The organism is Myxococcus sp. AM010, from assembly GCF_013372585.1.
GTDB classification, from domain to species: domain Bacteria; phylum Myxococcota; class Myxococcia; order Myxococcales; family Myxococcaceae; genus Myxococcus; species Myxococcus vastator.
In genome coordinates, this window is sequence record NZ_JABXEO010000004.1 from 67,889 (window position 1) to 82,363 (window position 14,475).

Annotated in this window: 15 protein-coding genes; 9 read left to right on the forward strand and 6 right to left on the reverse strand. The window is 70.3% G+C overall.

From position 1 onward, the window contains the following. Positions 1-71: 71 nt before the first annotated feature. Positions 72-350, reverse strand: coding sequence for a LysR family transcriptional regulator (locus HV826_RS03785; protein WP_176415634.1), 279 nt, complete (start codon positions 348-350; stop codon positions 72-74). 77 nt (positions 351-427) lie between these two features. Between HV826_RS03785 and map the strand changes: the two genes are divergently transcribed. From map to HV826_RS03820, 7 genes are all read left to right on the forward strand, one after another. Continuing rightward, the gene (gene map, locus HV826_RS03790) at positions 428-1,210 is read left to right on the forward strand and encodes a type I methionyl aminopeptidase (protein WP_176415635.1); all 783 of its coding nucleotides are present in this window, start codon (positions 428-430) and stop codon (positions 1,208-1,210) included. A 96-nt stretch (positions 1,211-1,306) separates the two neighbouring features. Next, positions 1,307-1,963: a DUF2231 domain-containing protein gene (locus HV826_RS03795; RefSeq protein WP_217917309.1), complete on the forward strand. Its 657-nt coding sequence runs from the start codon at positions 1,307-1,309 to the stop codon at positions 1,961-1,963. 133 nt (positions 1,964-2,096) lie between these two features. After that, positions 2,097-2,699 (forward strand): hypothetical protein, encoded by a 603-nt coding sequence (locus HV826_RS03800; protein ID WP_176415637.1) that lies wholly within the window; start codon positions 2,097-2,099, stop codon positions 2,697-2,699. Then, complete coding sequence (locus tag HV826_RS03805) at positions 2,696-4,444, forward strand: hypothetical protein (protein ID WP_176415638.1); 1,749 nt, start codon at positions 2,696-2,698, stop codon at positions 4,442-4,444. Before HV826_RS03800 ends, HV826_RS03805 begins: the two co-directional genes overlap by 4 nt. A 68-nt stretch (positions 4,445-4,512) precedes the next feature. Continuing rightward, positions 4,513-5,304, forward strand: coding sequence for a hypothetical protein (locus HV826_RS03810; protein ID WP_255217027.1), 792 nt, complete (start codon positions 4,513-4,515; stop codon positions 5,302-5,304). Positions 5,305-5,459: 155 nt separating this feature from the next. Beyond that, on the forward strand, positions 5,460-6,917 hold the full coding sequence (locus HV826_RS03815) for a S28 family serine protease (RefSeq protein WP_176415640.1): 1,458 nt from the start codon (positions 5,460-5,462) through the stop codon (positions 6,915-6,917). An 89-nt stretch (positions 6,918-7,006) separates the two neighbouring features. Beyond that, a complete protein-coding gene (locus HV826_RS03820) occupies positions 7,007-7,210 on the forward strand; it encodes a YtxH domain-containing protein (RefSeq protein ID WP_163781805.1) in 204 nt (67 codons plus the stop codon). Between the two features lie 65 nt (positions 7,211-7,275). Here HV826_RS03820 and HV826_RS03825 read toward each other — a convergent pair whose 3' ends face one another. The 5 genes from HV826_RS03825 to HV826_RS03845 form a co-directional block, all read right to left on the reverse strand. Continuing rightward, complete coding sequence (locus HV826_RS03825) at positions 7,276-7,839, reverse strand: regulatory protein RecX (RefSeq protein WP_176415641.1); 564 nt, start codon at positions 7,837-7,839, stop codon at positions 7,276-7,278. 66 nt (positions 7,840-7,905) lie between these two features. Next, positions 7,906-8,295, reverse strand: a complete 390-nt coding sequence (locus HV826_RS03830) for a VOC family protein (RefSeq protein WP_176415748.1) — start codon at positions 8,293-8,295, stop codon at positions 7,906-7,908. A 40-nt stretch (positions 8,296-8,335) separates the two neighbouring features. Continuing rightward, entirely contained in the window at positions 8,336-9,445 is a 1,110-nt protein-coding gene (locus HV826_RS03835) for a type IV pilus twitching motility protein PilT (RefSeq protein ID WP_163781809.1), read from the reverse strand. 1 nt (position 9,446) lies between these two features. Next, positions 9,447-11,108 carry a type IV pilus twitching motility protein PilT gene (locus tag HV826_RS03840; protein ID WP_176415642.1) on the reverse strand — a complete coding sequence of 554 codons (1,662 nt, stop codon included), beginning with the start codon at positions 11,106-11,108 and terminating at the stop codon, positions 9,447-9,449. Positions 11,109-11,362: 254 nt separating this feature from the next. Then, positions 11,363-11,899, reverse strand: coding sequence for an N-acetyltransferase (locus HV826_RS03845; RefSeq protein ID WP_176415643.1), 537 nt, complete (start codon positions 11,897-11,899; stop codon positions 11,363-11,365). Positions 11,900-12,188: 289 nt separating this feature from the next. On the opposite strand from HV826_RS03845, the gene HV826_RS03850 reads away from it, so the two are divergent. Together HV826_RS03850 and HV826_RS03855 are read left to right on the forward strand one after the other, a co-directional pair. Next, entirely contained in the window at positions 12,189-12,908 is a 720-nt protein-coding gene (locus HV826_RS03850; RefSeq protein ID WP_176415644.1) for an ATP/GTP-binding protein, read from the forward strand. After that, entirely contained in the window at positions 12,905-14,413 is a 1,509-nt protein-coding gene (locus tag HV826_RS03855; RefSeq protein ID WP_176415645.1) for an ATP-binding protein, read from the forward strand. The genes HV826_RS03850 and HV826_RS03855 overlap by 4 nt, the downstream gene beginning before the upstream one ends. Positions 14,414-14,475 lie beyond the last annotated feature (62 nt).

Here is a 14,475-nt window from a genome sequence, read left to right on the forward strand (position 1 = left end):
CGCCTGTCCGTCCGATGCTGAACGCACGCCCCAGGCTCAACAGGCCGAGACGTGCACCGGACCCGGCTGCGTCATCCGCCGGCGCGGCTGCCCGCCACGTCCCGCACGGTGAGCAGGGCGGCGTCCACCTCCGCCAGGATGCGACGCGCGTGCTGCAGGAAGGCCTCGCCCGCGGGGAGCAGGCGCATGCCACCCCGGGTCCGCTCGAAGAGCCGCGCCCCGAGTTCGTCCTCGAGCGCCTGGATGTGACGGCTGAGCGGCGGCTGCGTCAGGTGCAGGCGGCGCGCGGCCCGGCCCACGTTGCACTCCTCGGCAACGGCGACGAAGGTCTGGATGTGCGTGAGGCTCACGTCCGCCACTCTAGCGCTATCAGCCATACCGAAACAGCATTGGACGCCAGGCACCCCGGACCCTCACCTTGGCGCCCATGAGCATTCCCTTGTTCAAGGGCACGGACGTCGAACGTCTGCGCCGTGCGAGTCAGGCCGCCGCCGGTACGCTGGCTTTCGTTGCCTCCAAGCTGGCCCCCGGTGTCACCACGGCGGACATCGACCAGTGGGTGCGCGAGGACACGGTGCGCCGGGGAGGCAAGCCCAGCCAACTGGGGTACAAGGGCTTCCCAGCCACCGTCTGTACCAGCCGCAACCACGTCGTCTGTCACGGCGTCCCGAACCCCGGCGAGCAGTTGCGCCGTGGGGACATCATCAACGTGGACGTGACGACGTTCCTGGACGGCTTCCACGGCGACACCTCCGCGACGTTCCTCATTGGCGAGGTGTCCGACGACGCCCGTCGCATCGTGGACGTGGCGCGCCGGTGCCGTGACGCGGGCATCGCCGTCGTCCGCCACGGCGCGCGGCTGGGCGACATCGGCGCGGCCATCGAGGAGCTGGCGAAGAAGGAGGGCTGCAGCGTGGTGGAGGAGTTCGGCGGGCATGGCATCGGCCACCAGATGCACGGGCCGCCCACCATCTCCCACACTGGCAAGCGAGGCTCGGGCATCAAGCTGCGCTCGGGCATGGTCTTCACCGTGGAGCCCATGGTGAACCTGGGCCAGCCGGACATCCGCATCCTGGCTGACGGTTGGACGGTGGTGACGGAGGACGGCGCCCTGTCCGCTCAGTTCGAGCACACCCTCCTGGTGACCCCAGACGGCTGCGAGGTGCTCACCCAGCCCGAGCACGCCCTCTCGCTCGAAATCGCCTGCTGAACGCTTCCCCCGTCCGGAGAGGGCGGGCAGGCAGCCGTGCCTGCCATGGGTCCTCGGGGTGCCTACCCTTGGAGGACGAGGGCAGGAGGCCACGCGATGAAGAAGGAGATGCTGTTGCACGAGCTGCACCCGGCACTGGTGCACATGCCACTGGCCCTGCTTCCCACGGCGGCGGTGGCGGACCTCATCTCGGTGACGACAGGCGACGGCGCCTGGGCCCAGGTGGCGCGTCGCATCTGGGTGGCCGGCTCCATTGGCGGCCTGCTCGCGGGCGTGTCGGGGCTGGCGGCCAGCCAGGAGGTCCGGCTGGAGTCGCCGCGTGCCCGGGACATGACGTTCCTGCATGGCGTGGGCAATGCCACCGTGCTGCTCGGCGCCCTGGGCGTGACGGTGTGGCGGTTGCGGCGCGAGCCCACCGCGGCCACCGTGGCGCTGGGGCTGGGCGCCTGTGGGCTGGCGCTCTACACGGCGACGCTCGGTGGAAAGCTGGTCTACGAGCTGGGCGTGGGACAGCCTGCTTCAACGAGCGAGGCGACCTCCCCCGCGCTGCTGTCTCGCGACGCGCCGCTGCTGCTGGTGCGTGACGCGCTTCGTGGGGCGCGGTGGCTGGTGTCACGGGCGCGTGAGGTGCTCGCCGGTGGGCGTCCGCTCGCGAAGGGCGCCACGGGCACGAAGCCGGAGGACGAATCGCTCACGTTGCCCGCGCCCGTCGTGGTGTTCCACGGCCCGGGCCGCCCCATGCCTCAGGCGTAGTGCCCGTCCCTCGGGCGTCCATGTCATGACACTTCCCCGTGGCGTGGATGCCCCGCACGGGTTGCCGCGGGGTGGGTTTGCCGTCCCCGGCGAATGGCGCTAGAGCTGCGCGCCAGCGAGTGGGGGACGACGCATGCGCGCACGCGGGGAAGTCGCAGCGGTGGTGCTGGGCATCATGCTGGTCGGAGCAGGTGCTTCGTTGCTGGTCCCTCGGTGGGCGCTCGGCGATGAAGGAACCCCGCCCGAAGTCGCTCGGACGCCCGCATCGCCACCCAAGGTCGCCGCCGAGTCGCGCTTCCACGTCGAGCCCGCGAAGGATGACACCGGCCGCGCGGTGCGGGTGGCGCGCCTTCGCGAAGAAGCGCCGGAGTGGGGGCGGTTCGCGGCGCGCGCGTTGGTGCCGCTGACACCTGACGAACTGGCTTTGCTCCGAGAGGAGCCGGTGGAAGACCTCGCGGCGCTGGTGACGCGCACGGAGCGGGCCTTCATGGACGCCACGCCCGAAGCGCGCGCCGAGAAGGAGCGGCGCTATCTGGCGGCGCTGAACCTGGTGGCGAAGCTGGCCACGCCGCCGGAGCCCTCGGACGCGGACGCCCGCGCGCGAGCTGTGGACGCGCGCTACCAACAGACGCTCACCCTGGAGCGAGTGAAGTGGCGGTCGCTTCCGCCAGAGGAACAGTCGCGCCAGCACGACACCTTCAAGGAAGCCTTCTTCCGCGCGGAGGAGACGCGATGAAGGCGCTTCCGAGGAGTCTCTTCGCGCTGGTGTTGCTGGCGCCCTCCCTGGTGCTGGCCGGGCCGCACTACGTGGCCTCGCGCGACTGGGGCAGCTTCATCTGGTTGAGCACGTGGCTGGACGCGGGGCAGACGTACACCTTCGAGACGCGGGAGTTGACGGGCACCGCGCCGGACACCGTCCTTCACGTGCTCAGGGACCGCGGCGGCATCTGGAGCCAGGTGGCCATGGGCGACGACTGCGCGGGCGCGGCGCGTTCGTGCGTGACGTTCACCGCGCCGGACTCCGGCCTCTACCGCGTCTGGGTGCGCGCCTACGCGGACGGGCGCGGCGGGACGGCCAGCCTGTATCGCAACGGCGCGCTCCTCCTGAGCAGCCAGCCCTTCGGCGGCGTGCCGCTCAGCTTCGCCTGGAACGTGAGGGACACCTTCCGGGCCACGTCCACGACGCCGGGCGCGGGGGACCACCTGGTCTTCCTGCTGCGCTCCAACGCGGAGTACCTGCAACACGACGATGACAGCGGGCCCCGCGCCTACCCGCTGGTTGTCGCGGCGAGCACGCAGAACGCGGGCGCCCAGCGCGTGGTGGTGGGCCGCTTCCCCGGAAGCACGGGCACGGCCAGCTTCGTCCACGATGACGCGCTGTGGTCTACCATCTTCAGCGACAACGACGAGGACGAAGACGGCATCTCCAATGCCCTGGAGCCGCTGGTGGGGATGAACCCGGACTCGAAGGACTCGGACGGGGATGGGATACCGGACACGCTGGAGCTGTTCGGCAACGACGGCTTCTCCTTCTCCGAGTGGGGCAGCCCCACGGTGAAGGACCTCTACGTGGAGGTGGATTGGATGGAGCACCCCACCAATCCCTATCTCACGCGAAAGCCCTATGCCGGGCTGGTGGCGGACGCGGCGGCGGTGTTCGCGCGGGACGCGGGCGTGCGGCTGCATGCCTTCATCGACGGCGCGCTGCCCTGGCATGAAGTGGTGTGCTTCGGCGCGTGCAGCGGCGGCGTGGACTTCTATTCGCTGAAGCAGGGCGGGTTCTCCACCGGGAACCCGGAGCGGCGGCCCTACTTCCACTATGCGGTGTGGGCCTACCGGCAAGGCAGCAGCACGTCGTGTTCATCCGGCAAGGCGGAGGTGCTGGGCAATGACCTCATCCTCAGCCTGGGGTGCTGGAGCAGCCCGAGCATCCAGGAGCAGCGCGGCACCTTCATCCATGAGCTGGGCCACAACCTGGCGCTGGACCACAACGGCAACGACATGCCGGGGCAGACCAGCGTGGTGCACGCCAGCGTGATGAACTACCGCTACCAGATGCTCGGCGTGGGCTCTCCGGGCTCGCACACGTACTCATTCGGCGCCAATGCGTGCGCGGCGTGTAGCGCGTCCCCCAAGAGCAAGTGTGTCTCCTGCCGGAGCGGCTTCCTGGGGTGCGGCTTCCCCGGCTGCGGCTCGTGCGACTGCGATGTGAATGAGTGGGGCGCCGTGGAGCTCGACTTCCTGGACGACGGCGACGCGGACGACGGCACCGGCAGTGCGCTGCTGGCGAAGTACGCTCCGGACGACAAGGGAGGGCCGGCGCGGTTCCAGCCGCGGCTGCCCCACGCGGAGCCGCCCGCCGCGTCGCGGCGCCTGTCGGTGGAGCGCAAGCGGGAGCGGCTGCGGGCGCGGGGGCAGGTGGAGGGGCAAGACTTCTTCGTGTCGACCGACGGCACGACGCTCTACGCCGAGTGCCCATGAGCCCGCGCCCGCGCCCGGGACGTTGTCGTGCCTCGGCGAGATGGGCGCACGGTGCCGCGGGGCTCCTCATGGCCGGCCTGATGGGCTGCCAGCCGAAGTGCTCCGCGCCGGTCCCCGACGCCGGGCAGGCCTTGGCCTCGCTCCAACGCGAGCGCCCGTGTGTCCAGGTCTGGCGCGCGGCGCAGGTGGACGTGGCGTTCAAGGAAACGCCCGAGGACGCCGCGCAGCAGCGCACGGACACGCGGCTGGAGCGCCGCTTCACCGTCGCCCGGCAGCTGCGCGGCGCGTACCGGCACCAGGACCGGTGGGCCTCGGTGCTGGAGTACGAGGCGGGGCCGGTGCGCGGCGGCGTGAGCTACAGCCTCCAGGTGCCGGACGTGCTGGCGGACCTGACGGGGCAGGTCGTTCAGTGGACGAGCCATCGCGAGCCCGCGTCCTGTCCTACGACGGAGGAAGGTGCGCCTCCCGTGCTGTTGTCGGGAGACACCCTGCGGGACGCGGAGGGCCGGCTGCTGCTGCTCACGGTGCCGAGCGCCCCCACCACCCTCGCGGGAGACGTGCTGCTCCCCGCGGGGCTCGTTCCGGAGCTGCGCTTCCGCTGGGAGGACGCGGGCTGCGCGCTGGCGGACGGGACGCCTGCGCTGGGCGTCCAGCTCCGTGTGACGCACGCGAATCATCCGCCAGGCCCGGGGAGCACGGTGACGGCCGAGGTAGGACAGTCGGCCCGGGTGACGCTGGACGGTGTGCGCTATGTCGTTCGGGTGGCGCGTGCCACGGCGGACATGCGGGGCCGGTGTGGGCAGGCGGTCTTCACGCTGATGCGCGAGGGCCTGCTCGAACAGGCGCGGCCCGGACCCTGAGTCAGGGCGCCGTGTGCCGTTCCTGGAAATAGTCTGCCTTGCCGCTCGTTGTGCGACGCCGGTATGTAGGCCCGCCGCGCCCGAGCACTTCATGCGTGGCGAGTGCCCGGGCCTGCTATCTTCGCGGGCTTCAACGGACACCTGAGGACGACACCATGCGAAGCGGGCTGAAGCGGAACTGGGCGGGTGTCGCGGTGGGCGGCCTGCTCGGCGCATGGCTGCTCGGCTGTGGTGGTTCGACGACGGAGGGCTTGGAGTCGCTGGAGCAGGGGACCGCGCCGCCCGAGTCCGCCTCCGTGGACCTGTCGAGCGCGGACCTCCGCACCCGCCTGGAGTCCATCGCCGGCCTCACGGTGCTGACCGACGTCGAGGTCAACGGCTTCCGCTTCTTCACGATGGACTACGAGCAGCCCGTGGACCACTTGCGTCCCTGGAGCACGCGCTTCCAGCAGCGGGTGACGCTGATGCACCGCTCGGAGACGGCGCCCATGGTGCTGGACACGGAGGGCGCCGCCATCTTCGAGGAGCCCATCCCCGCCGAGCCCACGGACCTGCTCCAGGGCAACCAGCTCACCGTGGAGCACCGCTTCTACGGCGCGTCCAAGCCGGCCAGCATGGACTGGCGGAAGCTGACGATGTGGCAGGCGGCGGCGGATGCCCACCGGCTCGTCGAGGCCTTCAAGCCGCTGTACGGCGGGCGCTGGCTGTCCACCGGCGTCTTCAAGGGTGGCACCGCCGCCCTGGCCCACCGCTTCTATTTCCCCAGCGACGTCCACGCCACGGTGACCTATTCGGCGCAGCACAACCGGGGCCTCCATGACGCGCGTCACGGGCGCTTCCTCCTCACGAAGGTGGGAGACGCGGCCTGCCGCCAGCAGCTCGCGTCCCTCCAGTACGCCGCGCTGACCCGCCGCGACGAGCTGCTGCCCTTCATGGATGGCTACGACGCCCAGGGCTTCACCTTCAACACGCTGGGGAAGGACCGCGCCTTCGAGTTCGCCGTCATCGAGGTGCCCTTCATCTTCTGGCAGTACTACGGCATGGCGGGGACGTGTGAGGGGCTGCCCTCGCCGGAGGCGAGCGCGGAGGAGCTCTTCGCCTTCTTCAGCTACGTCTCCACGCTGGAGTTCACCTTCTCCGACCAGGCGCTGGAGGAGTCGGCGCCGCTCTACTACCAGGGCGCCACGCAGCTGGGCGGCCCGGGCTACCCGGAGGTGCACCTGCGGCCATTGCTGCGCTACGCCGGTGAGCACCTCCCCACGCGCTTCCCGCCCACGGGCGTGCGCAAGCAGTACGAGCCGTGGACGGGGAGCCTGCTGGAGGCGTGGACCCGCTTCGAGGCCAAGCGGGTGCTGCTCGTCTACGGCGCGCTGAGCCCCTGGTCCGCCAGCGCCTTCAGCACCACGACGGGCAACGACGCATACCGCGTCATCGCCGATGACAGCGTCGGCTTCTTCGGGACGCTGAGCGCGCTGCCGGAGCCGCAGCGCAGCTTCCTGCTCGGGCGCCTGTCGGAGTGGGCGGACGCCCCGGTGCAGCTCCCGTCGGGGATGGAGGCCCTGCGCCGCCGCGAGTCGAGCGACGCGCGCATGAAGGTCTGGCGTGCCCGGTAGCGGGAGCGATGCTTTTTGAGCTCAAACCATCCTTGGCGTTCAGGCGGCCGTGACTATCTTCCGCCGCACTTTCAGGGAGGGTTGAGCGAATGCTGAAGAACCTGCTGATGGCCGCGGCGCTGGGCGTTCTGGTGGTGGGCACGGGCTGCCACCGCAACACGCGGGAGAGCGCGGAGAGCGACGCCGAGCGCGCCGTGGACAAGACGGAGGACGCCGCGGAGGAGGCGGGCGACAAGATTGAGGACACGGCCGAGGAGGCCGGGGACGAAATCGAAGACGCCACCGACGACTGAGCGTGGTTTCGCGGAGGTCCGCCCCGAGCGGGCGGGCCGCCGCTGTTTCACCCCGGACCGGCTCCTCAGGCCGGGCTGGAGTCGATGATTTTCTTCGCGATGCCGAAGGAGAAGCCCGCACGGGCCAGCGCCGCGAGGTCCTTCTTCCGGTGCTCCTCCCGAGTGCCGGGCTGCTTGCGGAAGGGGCCCAGCCGCTTCTTGCGCGCCCAGATGCGCGCGGCGTCTTCCTCGGACACCTCGTGGGTGGCGTCAGCGACCTTCTTCGCCACGACTTCCGCCGGGACGCCCTTGAGGCGCAGCTTCTGGGCAATCATTCGCGTGCTGCGGCCCGAGGCGCGCAGCGACTGCGCCTTCATCTGGGCATAGGCCTCGTCGTTGAGCAGGCCATTGCGGACCAGCTTCGCGACCAGCGCCTCCACCCAGGCCAGCGCCTCGCCGCGCTCACCGCCGTGGAATTTGAGGGAGCGGTCCACCCGGCGCAGCAGCACGCGCTGAAGCTGGCTCTTCGTCGCCGCATACCGCTTCAGGTAGTGCAGCGCCGCGTTCTCCAGATAGGTGGGGGACACCTTCCGGGGCCGCTTGGGCCCGCGCTCCCGCTTCCTGTCCTGTGCTCCCCGCGCCTCATCCATGACGGATTCGGGTCTACCACCCAGGTCCGACGCCCGGAAGGAACGCCGGGAGGAGCGTGCGGCCCGTCAGTCGCTCCCTGACTGGTAGAGCGCGCACAGCGTGCCGGACGGGTCCTCGATGACGCAGAAGCGCCCCGCCTTGTCGGAGCCGCGAATCCTGCCTCGCACCTGGCCACCCATGGCCGTGACGCGCTCCAGGCTCTGCTCCAGGTCCGCCACGGTGATGTAGACCATCCACCCGGAGGGCATGTCCGCGTTCGGGCCCCGCGCGTGGCAGATGCCTCCAGCGGGCGTCTCGCCGCCGCCCGGGGGCATCATGACGAAGTCGTCGTAGCCGCCCATGTCCAGGCCGGTGGCGGACCAGCCCACCACGTCCTTGTAGAAGTCCCTCACCGCCACCGCGTCCTTCACCGTGAGGTCCATCCAGCCCACGCTGCCCACCGCCGGCTTCTTCATCGACACGCTTGTGCTCCTTTCGGGTTTTCCGCCCGCGGCTTCAGCCCAGCGACTTCAGGGACTCCGGCACCTGCCAGTCCGGCTTCAGGCGGGAGATGACCTTGGCCAGGTTCTCCTTGTCCTGGGCCTTCTCCAGCGCGGCCTCGGGCGTAATCACGTCATCCTTCACCAGCCGCTCCAGGTGCATGTCCAGCGTCTGCATGCCCTGGCCCTGGCCCGCCTGCATCTTCGAGGCAATCTGGAACACCTTGCCCTCGCGAATCATGGAGGCGATGGCGGGCCCGCCCACCAGGATTTCCAGCGCGGCCACGCGACCCTTGCCGTCCGCCGTCTTGATGAGCTGCTGGGCGACGATGCCCGCCAGACTCTCCGCCAGCATGCCGCGCACCTGCTGCTGCTCGTCCGCGGGGAAGGCGTTGATGATGCGGTCGATGGTGGCCGGCGCGCTGTTGGTGTGCACCGTGGCGAACACCAGCACGCCGAAGCTCGCCAGCTGGAGCGCCAGCTTCATCGTCTCGTTGGTGCGAAGCTCGCCAATGAGGATGACGTTGGGGTCCTCGCGGCCCGCTGAACGGATGGCCGTGGAGAAGCTGGACGCATGCGGTCCCACCTCCCGGTGTGTCACCTGCGCCCGCATGGACTCGTGAACGAACTCCACCGGGTCCTCGATGGTGAGCACGTGCGCGGGCCGCGTCTTGTTGATGTAGTTGATCATCGCGGCCAGCGTGGTGGACTTGCCGCTGCCCGTGGGGCCGGTGACGAGCACCAGCCCGCTGCGGCGCTCCGACAGCTTGCGCACCACCTCCGGCGTCTTCAGGTCCTCCAGCGACAGCACCTTGCTGGGGATGGTGCGGAAGACGGCCGCCAGGCCCGTCATCTTGTTGAAGTAGTTGGCGCGGAAGCGGGCCTTCGTCCCGTAGCTGTAGGCGAAGTCCAGGTCCAGGTCCTCGACAATCTGCCGCTGCTGCTCCGGCGAGCAGATTTCGAAGAGCAGCGCCTGCAGCTCCGGCGCGGTGAGGGGCTGCTCGCGCAGCGGCACCAGCTCGCCGCGGATGCGGCCCATGGGCGGGTATCCAATGCCCATGTGCAGGTCGCTGCCCTTCTGCTCCAGCAGCGCATCGAACAAGACCGCCAGACGGGGCGTCGTCATCTCAGGAGCCCTTCCTTCCCATCAGCGAGCCCATTTTACTGAGCAGCCGTGCGCTCTCCTGCTGCGTCTCCGGCGCGGCCACGGTGGCGCCAACGCGCTTGCCCGTCACCACCGCCTCCAACTCGTCCGGGTTGTCCGCGAAGCCCTTGGCGACGTCCAGCTTCACCTTCCCAGCGCGCACCAGGTCCGCCAACGAGTCCTCGAAGCGGATGATGCCCAGGCTCTTGCCGCGCTGCTGGAGCGAGGGAATCTGGAACGTCTTGTTGTCGCGGATGAGGTTGCCCAGCGACACCGAGCCCGGCAGCACCTCCGCCGCGGCCACCAGCCCCTTTCCATCCGCGCTCGGCATCAGCCGCTGGCTGACGATGAGCCGCAGGCCGCTGGACAGCGACAGGCGCACCTGCTGCTGGTCTCCCGGCGGGAAGAGGTCGATGAGCCGGTCGATGGTCTTCGCCGCGCTCGGCGTGTTCATGGTGCTGATGAGCAGGTGGCCCGTCTCCGCGGCGGACAGCGCCATGCGCACCGTCTCCGTGTCGCGCAGCTCGCCCACCACGATGACGTCCGGGTCTTCACGCAGGCTGCCCTTGAGCGCGCTGGCGAACGTCTTGGTGTGCGAGCCCACCTCGCGCTGGCTGATGAGCGCGCGCTTGCGCGGGTGGACGAACTCCACCGGGTCCTCCACGGTGAGCACGTGGTGGGACGTCTCGCGGTTGATGAGGTCCACCAGGGCCGCCAGCGTGCTCGTCTTGCCGTGGCCGGACGGGCCGGTGATGACGATGAGGCCCTGGTGGTGGTGCGTGGCCTTGGCGATGTCCGCGGGCAGGCCCAGCGACTCCAGCGTCGGCACTTCCCTCGCAATCAGGCGGAAGGTGCCCTTGAGGCCGGTGCGTTGGCGGCTGACGTTGACCCGGAAGCGCCCCATCTCCGGCGTCTCCAGGGAGAAGTCACAGCTGCCCTCGCGCTCCAGCACCGGCCGCAGCCGCTCCGGCACCACCGGCAGCAGCAGCTTCTCCACCGTCGTCGCGTCCAGCACCGGGCCCTGCGCCGTCAGCTCTCCCGCGAAGCGGAAGAGGGGCGGGCGCTCCGCGATGATGTGCACGTCGCTGGCCAGCCCCCGGCGGCCCTCCTCCAGCAGCACGGCCAGCTCACGCCCCGCGCCCGTGAAGGTCCGGGCCGGCGCGGCCATGGGACGGGCCGCCGCGGGCTCGGGCGCGCGGTAGGTCTGGGGCGCGGCGGGCTCGGGCGCGCGGTAGGCCGGTGCCGCGGCCTGCACGGGCGCTGGAGCCGCGGGGCGCGCGGGCTGCACGGCGGCAGGCGCAGCGGGCCGCGCGGTGGCGGCGGCCTGGGCGGCGGCCCCCGCGTCGGCGGCCTTGCTGAGCCGCAGGTGGATGAGGTCCCCTCGCCGCATGGCGGCGATGGACAGCGAGCCCAGGCCGGTGGCGTTGACGGACCACTGAACCGGCGTCTCCGTGACGGTGGAGGCTCGGGCCACGCCCACCATCGCCTGCAGGGCGCGGGTGATGTCCTCGGCCGTGGCGGCGGAGGGGTCCACCGGCTCATAGCCGTTGGCGCCGCGGATCATCGGTGGACGGCCGGTGGCCAGGGTCAACTCGGTGACACCCGGACGCGACAGGTGCCGCAACAGTTCTGCGAGCGATTTCATGCGGGATGTCGGCTCAAGTCCGCGACTGCGCGCGGGCGCGGGGGAGCCGCAGGATAGACGACATCGCGAGGAAATCGGCCCCCCTTGTCCCGGGACTGCCCGCCTGCTTTCGGGCAGACGGAAATCGTCCGTGCCTGACGGAGACTGTCACCCGGAAGGAGGGGGAGGGAGCTCCGGGACCCACCAGGGGGCCCGCTCGGAGCAGCGGGCGGGAGGAGGGCCTCCCGCCCGGAGGCAACACGTCCTGCGCGAAATTAGAGCTCGCGGGACATCAGGAGGCGAAGCTTCCCGGACTTCTTGGAGACCACCGTGGCCACCGTGGTGAAGCCCTCCTTCCGGTAGAAGCTCACCGCGGGCGAGTTGGACGGGTCCACCCGCAGGGCGATGGTCTTCCGGTACATGTCCCGGGCCGCCTTCAGCGCCTGCTCCAGCAGGATGTTGCCCAGGCCCTTGCGGCGCAGCTCGGGCTTCACCACGATGTTGCGCAGGTATGCCGCGCCCGGAACCGGGCCGTCCCGCTCCACCGTGACATAGCCGACAAGCTGGCTCTGCAGCTTCGCCACATGGATGAAGGGCTTGAGCTGGGCCAGGGCCTTGAGGCTGTCCTCCTGCGTCTCACCCCGGGTCTTCCAGGGCTCGGAGCCGGCGCGCAGGTCCGCCACCGCCGTCATGTCTTCGTCGGTGGGCAGGCCGAACTTCACCGCCGCCATCAGGTCGTTGGGGAGGCCAGCCACATCCAGGACCGGTGCTGGGGCCACCTCCACGCCTGCGTCCACCTGCTTCATCGTCATCGCCTTGCTCCTCCGTCGAGTTGCGATCCTAACCGCTCCAGCGGCACCGGTGCACGCAGTCATTCCGCGCACATTGTCCCATGAAGTGAGGAGAGGCCCTCCTCTCCTTGGTGAGGAGCCGGATTTCGTCGAACCGGCCATGCGTTCAGCCCATTCCAAGGATGAGCATCGCTTCCACGCCTGGCACCCCGCCGGCCTTCCGTGCCGGGCCGCTTCCCACTATAAAAACCCGCAGTCGGGCGCGAAGGCGTCAAACTCCTCCGTTCGACCGTCAGCCAGAGCCCCCACCTTGCAACTCAACCACGCCCAGCGAGAGCTGACGCTCAAGATCGTCTACTACGGGCCCGGGCTCAGCGGGAAGACGACCAATCTGCGTCACCTCCACGCGAAGGCGTCCCCGGAGGTGCGGGGGCGGTTGCTGAACGTGGAGACCCACGACGACCGCACCCTCTTCTTCGACCTGCTGCCCGTCTTCTTCTCCACGTCGTCGGGCTTCAAGGTGAAGGTGAAGCTCTTCACCGTGCCGGGCCAGGTCATCCACAACGCCACCCGGCGCATCGTCCTGCAGGGCGCGGACGCGGTGGTCTTCATCGCGGACAGCCGGCGCGGCGCCACGGCGGACAACAACGCCTACTGGCGCAACCTCCAGGAGAACATGAAGGAGAACAACCTGGACCCCAGCCAGGTCCCGGTGGTCATCCAGTTCAATAAGAAGGACCTGCCAGACGCGCGGACGGATGCCGAAATCGAGGAGTCCCGGCGGCGAGGCGGCGAGGCGGTGGTGGGCGCGGTGGCCCTGCGGGGCGAAGGCGTCCTGGAGACCTTCCACGCGGTGGCGCAGGCCGCCTACCGGCGGCTCGACATGCGCGCCCACCTGGCGCGCAACCTGGGCCTGACGGAGGCGGAGTTCCTGGGACAGATCTTCCGGCGCATGGACCTCACTGGCACGGCGCTGGCCGCCATGTACGGGCGCGCGGCGGGTGAAGCGCGCAGCGGAGACGGGCGATGAACGGCGCGTCGGGCAACGGGGCGTCGGACGGCGTGGGCGCCTCGCGCCGTGAGTCCGTGCTCCAGCGGCGGCTGTCGCTGGCGGACATGCTGGACCTGCCCTCCTTCGTGGAGGTGGTGCGGAGCTTCAGCGAGCTGTACCGCGTGGGCATCAAGGTGATGGACACCGCGGGCGACAAGCTGGCCGACGTGAAGGTGGGCCACGGCGACTTCTGCTCGTACGTGTTCGGCTTCCCGGAGGGCCGCTCGCGCTGCACCGCCACGGTGGCCCGCGTGAAGGACGGACCTGTGGCCCCGGTGCAGGGCGCCCGGCCCGCGCGCGGTGACGGCGCGGAGGCCGCGGGCATCATCGCGCTGCCGTGCTTCACCGGCCTGCGCTACCTGGTGATGCCGGTGCGCTGGGAAGGCGACACGCTGGGCCGCGTCATCCTGGGCCCCTTCACGCCGGAGGAGCTGGCGGACTTCCCGCAGTCGCTGACGGACATCTCCGGGGTGGACCTGTCGCGCGCGCACGAGCTGGTGGGCCGCGTGCGGCGCGTGCCCGAGCGCACCGCCGCGCAGGTGCTGGTGCATTTCGGGCAGGTGCTGGCCGCGCTGGTGGCCAGCGGGCAGCGCGCCTTCCTGGCGACGCAGCTCCACATCGAGGCGATGCTGGAGACGCACCGGGATTTGGAGGCGAACAACGCCCGGCTGGCGCAGGCCAACACCCGCCTGAAGGAGCTGGACCGGCTGAAGTCCACCTTCCTGGGCACGGTGAGCCACGAGCTGCGCACGCCGCTGGCTTCCATCATCGGCTACTCGGAGATGCTGGCGGAAGGCCTGGCCGGCGCGCTCAACCCGGAGCAGCTGCTCTACGTGCGCACCATCGTGGAGAAGGGCGAGTCGCTGCTCAACCTCATCTCCTCCATCCTGGACCTGAGCCAGATTGAAGCCGGGCGGCTGCGCCTGGTGATGGGCCCGGTGGACCTGGGCAGCGTCATCCAGACGGCGGTGTCCAGCGTGGCGCCTCAGGCGCAGCGCAAGGGCGTGGAGCTGGAGGTGCGCCTGCCGCCGCTGCCCCAGCCGCGCCTGGCCGCGGACGCGGACAAGCTGCGCCAGGTGGTGGTGAACCTGCTCGCCAACGCGGTGAAGTTCACGTCGTCCGGAGGCCGGGTGTCGGTGGTGATGTCGGAGGTCACCGCGCAGAAGGAGCTGGCCGCGCCGGGCTACCGCGTGAGCGTGGAAGACACGGGCATGGGCATCCGCGCGGACCAGTTCGAGAACATCTTCCAGAGCTTCTACCAGGTGGACGGCAGCTCCACGCGCGAGCACGGCGGGGCCGGGCTGGGGCTGGCCATCGTGAAGAGCCTGGTGGAAGGCCACGGCGGCCGCGTGTCCGTGGAGAGCGAGTTTGGCCGGGGCTCGCGCTTCACCGTGGTGCTGCCGCTCCAGCCGCCGCTGTCGGAGCATGGCGGCTTCTCCGCGCTGGCGCCCATGCCGTCGCCTGGCGGACAGGACCGCTTCTGACGCGGGCCGACACGCCGGGGGGCTGAACTGAGTTCCCCGGGCGGAAGGGCTCCCGCGTATCC